The sequence below is a fragment of the Okeania sp. SIO3I5 genome, assembly GCF_010672085.1.
In the GTDB taxonomy this organism is placed as follows: domain Bacteria; phylum Cyanobacteriota; class Cyanobacteriia; order Cyanobacteriales; family Microcoleaceae; genus Trichodesmium.
Genome location: NZ_JAAHHT010000424.1, coordinates 1 through 4,254, shown reverse-complemented (window position 1 = coordinate 4,254; position 4,254 = coordinate 1). Strand labels below are relative to the sequence as shown.

Here is a 4,254-nt window from a genome sequence, read left to right as displayed (position 1 = left end):
ATAATTTAGGGTGGGTTTTATTAAATATAAAAAATGGTCGTGGAGAAATTCAAAACTTACAGTCAATGCAGTTAGCTTATGGCAAAGCTTTGGAATTGTATAAACAACAGGATAAGTTGACTTTAGCTAATCTAATTAAGCACACATTTCAGATAGTCGGAATTGCTTTATAACATCAACAAATTTTTCCTTTATCAAGTTTAGTGCGTTTTGCGAATTTAACTTCTAAATTATGACTTCTAAATTATGACTTCTAAATTCTCAATTTTCAATATAGCAATCCTATAATCAAATTTATTATCTATAGCAAACTCAAAATTAACCTAAATTTAAAACTAGATTGTTAGATGAATTTTTACGCCTACTACTTAAACCGCAAATTTAACTCATTAAATAGGATTGCTATATCACTCTTGCAAAAGTAGTGCTTAATATTCTGGCTCTGTTTGAAACTATTTTTAATAAACACCATTTGAGAAAGTTTTATCAAAATTCTAAATTCTCTCGCTCCTCTCAAATTTAGTCACAGCAAAAATTTAAATTCTGAATTTTAAATTCTCAATTCTCTGAGTCATCTCAAATTTAGTGACAACAAGAATTTAACTTCTCAATTCTGAATTTTGAATTCTAAATTCTGTGAGTCATTTCAAATTTAGTGACAACAAGAATTTAACTTCTCAATTCTGAATTTTAAATTCTAAATTATGAATTCATCTATGAACTTTTCGCTTAGTTTTATGATGCCAATAAGCTGTCATAATTTTAGGATTTGGTAACCCATCAACACAGACAACTCTCAATCCCCGCAGTACATCTATAAACCTTTTATAAGGAGTTCTGCGTAAATTTTTATCAGTCAAAGTATAAGTCACTGCTCCATAACTAAATTGTCTATTTCCATAAACTATAGCAACTTTAATCATGGGTAGACTAATAGCTCGTTGTTGTTGTCTGCGTTCTAAATGATTAGTATCTTTAGGATTATATACCGGAGTAATAGAACCTAATTTTTCAATGTTTAAATCATCTTGAAGCACTAGACTGAGTTGGTGATTCATATTCATTATCCTTATTGAGTAAATAACTTAAGAAAATCACAAGCAAAAATTTCAGCATGGTTGAATTTAATTGAGGTCTAAAAATAGACTAACTTTTCAGAAAAAAAACAATGGATGGAACAGCTACTTTAATCTCTGAAGGCAGAAGTATAGAGCTACAGGCAAGGCAAAAGTCAAAAATAGTCTATAACTGAGGCATGAAAATTTAGAAATTTCCGCGCCCTTTGCTTCGATTGCTATAACTGTTCCTGATAATATAAATAAATTTTCTGAGGAGTGAAAAATAAATCCTGATCAAACCCACAGATAGAATAAACAGATAGAATAAATAAACTTTTTTTTATCCTTGAGTGGGGTGGGGAAGAGGATTAATTTAATTTTCTTCAGAAATACTTAGACTACTAAATCTAGCTTAACAAACATAACAAAAGCCTACAAAAGTGGTAGATTATCCTACGCTCTGTAGTTGCCAAAAATCGGCCACTCGTTCCTGCCACTGGTGCCAATATTTCATAACTTCATCTGGTTCAAACCAAGTGGCGATCGCTTGTTGGGGAGTGGTCATTTCAGTTATCAGTTATCAGTACCTCTATGGAATAAGGAGGCTTGACATAAAGAATATATTTATCCCCTATCCAAGGGGAGGCTTTAGACCACAATTTTTCGGTGACTATTAGTAAAGCGTTTTTGAGTCTGAGGCCATATTGACGATTAGTTGCCCCACAATAAGCTCCTAGTTGTAAGGGTTCGTCAGCAAGAGGTTTGATTCGATTAGCAGACTTGAATTCTATGACGCAGGGGGTATTGTCGAAACTGGCAACACAGTCCACCCTGCCGGAGTAACCTTCATAATAATGGAAAAGGTGGCCTTCTAGGAGTTGAATTTTATGAATGTTTTCTAAGAAAGGTAAAATTTTATCCCTATATGTTTCGATGCTGGAAGGACAGGAGATGGGTTTATTTTGGAGGTAGTTTTGGATTTGTTGATAGATGAGAATGCCACGTTTTCTAGCAGTTTGAGAAATTTGATTGGCTTGAGTTTTGCCTACTTTTTTTTTGCCAATTAATTAGGCGTTGTTTTTCTGTTTTGGGTTTGGTAGTTTTCAAGATTTCTGAAACTCCTGGGAGAATAATTCTACGAGAATATAACAGATATCCGATGTTATTTTCCCATGTTGGTTTGGCGTAATAATGTGGTAATTGTTTGGTTTTTTCCATAAGATTTAGTTGTTTGATAATTTCCTAACTTGTCACTGAATTTAGATTAAACAAATTATCCTCAAAATAAAATTCCCAAAAAATAGGAAAAAAATCGTGAACAAATAGATATTTATATTTTTGACTGACAAAAATTATCTTTTTAGTTAAAAATAGTATTTAAGTAACTAGGCATAATTAAATGTCACTACTTTGGAACTTAGTGGAGGGTTGAGAAACTGTTCCGGAACGAAAAATCATCTCACAAGTTTTCTATTTTTGACTGACAAAAATTATCTTTTCAGTTAAAAATATATTTCAGTAGCTAGGAGTAATTAACTGTCACTACTAATAAATTTAGGTTAGAGTTAGCTAACTGTTCCGGAACGAAAAATCATCTCACAAATTTTCTATTTTTGACTGACAAAAATTATCTTTTCAGTTAAAAATATATTTCAGTAGCTAGGAGTAATTAACTGTCACTACTGATAAATTTAGGTTAGAGTTAGCTAACTGTTCCGGAACGAAAAATCATCTCACAAATTTTCTATTTTTGACTGACAAAAATTATCTTTTCAGTTAAAAATAGTATTTAAGTAACTAGGGGTAATTAATTATCACTACTGATAAATTTACTTCAGATTTAGCTAACTGTTCCGGAACGAAAAATTATCTCACAAATTTTGTCTTTTCAGTTAAAAATAGTATTCAGGTAGTTAGGGGTAATTAATTATCACTATTTGGGAATGTAGTGGAGGGTTCTTTAACTATTCTGGAACGAAAAATAATTTCATAAGTATGGAGTGCATAAATATCCAGTTATTTTTATTTACGCTTACCTACTTAAGCAACCTGAAATGATATTTATAATTTGAAGGAATTTCTAGAAGAGTATTTATGGAACAAATCCAGACTTTACAGAAACAGAAAAAACAATTTCTACAAGAAGTAGCTAATGAATATGGATTTTTTGGCAAATATAGAGAAATATTCTTAAATAGATTTGATGAGGAAAAGGCAACATCTATAAATACAGAACTTGCTAAATTTCTAGGAATGGATGAACAGGAATTTCAAGACTATCTGGGTAAGATATGCGATCGCCTGGATTTTAAATCTACTAATCAGAAAGGTAGAAATAAAAAAGGCGAGTCACGTTGGGAAAAAGCATTTATTTGGTTATGGAATGAAAAATTTATCCAGCAAAATTACTCAAATAATTCGAGACATACTAACTCTGAAGCTGCTGAAAAGCTGCTGAAAAACTACTAAATAATTCTCGTCAAGTTTGCCAAGAAATATTAATCTCAACTCAAAAACAACGCTTAACAACTAATCCTCTCACAAATATAGACGGCACAACATTCGACTGTAAAGATGTTTGTGTCAGTCTGGGATTAATCGAAAGAAAAAAACAACAAAAAATTCATAAAAATTTTCCCACAGATGCAGAAAATAACGAATACGAAATTACTAAAGAGTTTTCGCAAAGAGAATTTTTTACAGAAGTTCTCGCTCAAGGAAATAGTCCGAAAAGTCAAGGTATAAAAATTGCAATTATTGGAGAACCTGGTGCTGGAAAAACTACCAAGTTACAGACAATAGCTGATTGGATATTTGCACAAACTGAAGATGTGGCAGTTTGGATTGATCTGGCAGATTTGCAGGAGAAAACTATCGAGGAATATTTGTTAAAAGTTTGGCTAAAAAATGCTTTGAAAGTAAAGCTAGTTACTCCCGAGCTGGAAGATGCTTTAGTAAAATTATTCAACCATCGAAGTGGTCAATTTCTAAGCGATCGCTAAAGTATTCAGATTGACATCCTCCCGACGTTGCTCTACGAGACAACGCGGGATTCCCATCCATCAATCAAACAGACTAAGCTGAACGAATGACTCAGGGCGGGTTGAGTTAAACTAAGCCAGGTAAGTTACCCTACCCGACTCGTCTTCAAAACCGTGCGTGAGACTTTCACCTCACACGGCTCCTCTCTTAGACA

The 4,254-nt window shown here is 32.6% G+C and carries 5 protein-coding genes; 2 read left to right on the top strand and 3 right to left on the bottom strand.

Annotated elements, in window-relative coordinates; genetic code table 11:
* Positions 1–710: 710 nt before the first annotated feature.
* The 3 genes from F6K40_RS39095 to F6K40_RS39085 all read right to left on the bottom strand — a co-directional run bounded on the left by F6K40_RS39095 (position 711) and on the right by F6K40_RS39085 (position 2,276).
* Positions 711–1,058 (bottom strand): hypothetical protein, encoded by a 348-nt coding sequence (locus F6K40_RS39095; RefSeq protein ID WP_293145360.1) that lies wholly within the window; start codon positions 1,056–1,058, stop codon positions 711–713.
* 566 nt (positions 1,059–1,624) lie between these two features.
* On the bottom strand, positions 1,625–1,888 hold the full coding sequence (locus tag F6K40_RS39090) for a hypothetical protein (protein WP_293145358.1): 264 nt from the start codon (positions 1,886–1,888) through the stop codon (positions 1,625–1,627).
* 178 nt (positions 1,889–2,066) lie between these two features.
* Entirely contained in the window at positions 2,067–2,276 is a 210-nt protein-coding gene (locus F6K40_RS39085) for a hypothetical protein (RefSeq protein ID WP_293145355.1), read from the bottom strand.
* A gap of 876 nt (positions 2,277–3,152) precedes the next feature.
* Here F6K40_RS39085 and F6K40_RS39080 point away from each other — a divergent pair.
* The gene (locus F6K40_RS39080) at positions 3,153–3,527 is read left to right on the top strand and encodes a hypothetical protein (RefSeq protein ID WP_293145352.1); all 375 of its coding nucleotides are present in this window, start codon (positions 3,153–3,155) and stop codon (positions 3,525–3,527) included.
* 362 nt (positions 3,528–3,889) lie between these two features.
* Positions 3,890–4,060 carry a hypothetical protein gene (locus tag F6K40_RS39075; RefSeq protein WP_293145349.1) on the top strand — a complete coding sequence of 57 codons (171 nt, stop codon included), beginning with the start codon at positions 3,890–3,892 and terminating at the stop codon, positions 4,058–4,060.
* Positions 4,061–4,254: the final 194 nt, after the last annotated feature.

What these genes read in the sequence shown, in the direction of transcription:
- F6K40_RS39095 (WP_293145360.1), bottom strand. Translation starts at nt 1,058, where the DNA reads ATGAATCACCAACTCAGTCTAGTGCTTCAAGATGATTTAAACATTGAA.
- F6K40_RS39085 (WP_293145355.1), bottom strand. Translation starts at nt 2,276, where the DNA reads ATGGAAAAAACCAAACAATTACCACATTATTACGCCAAACCAACATGG.
- F6K40_RS39080 (WP_293145352.1), top strand. Translation starts at nt 3,153, where the DNA reads ATGGAACAAATCCAGACTTTACAGAAACAGAAAAAACAATTTCTACAA.